The organism is Ralstonia sp. VS2407, from assembly GCF_052950655.1.
In genome coordinates this window covers 1-490 of record NZ_JBRFVG010000197.1, presented here as the reverse complement: position 1 = coordinate 490, position 490 = coordinate 1, and the positions used below count along the sequence as shown (strand labels likewise).

Here is a 490-nt window from a genome sequence, read left to right as displayed (position 1 = left end):
CAAATGACGTGACGAGCTTTTTGACACACCCACACGATGAGTGGGTCGCAGGCATTAGCAACCACTGTCGGTCCGCGTTCGGCTGCCTTCTCGAGGGCCACCCGCCAATCACGACCCAGGAAAGTCAGCTCGTGATTGCGGTCAAGCTGGTCGCGGCTGAAGTTGAGCAGCACCAGCACCTCCGGGGAGCCCATTGCTACGACATCAGCGACGACTCGTTCGTCGGTCTCCAGCACCGCGATAGTGGCGTCAGGAGCTTGTCCCAGAGCTGAGACGATGCCGTGATGCAGGTTTGCACCGTCAGCGTTGGTGACGACGGACCGCTGACTGTCGGAGGTCCCGGCCCGCACTGCGGCAGTGAGGAAGTGGGTCGTCGTGGTCTTGCCGTTGGTCCCGGTGACGCTTGCGATGCGACGTCCCGCCAAGAGTTCGGGCAAGGCCCTGGGGGCCAGTTTCATTGCCACCCGACCTCGGATGGACGCTCCTGAGC

General features: G+C 62.9%; 1 protein-coding gene. It reads right to left on the bottom strand.

The annotated features are described in order from the left end of the window. A partial coding sequence (locus ACU8YE_RS24595; RefSeq protein ID WP_446930040.1) for a Mur ligase family protein occupies positions 1–458 on the bottom strand: 458 nt, incomplete at its 3' end. Positions 459–490: the final 32 nt, after the last annotated feature.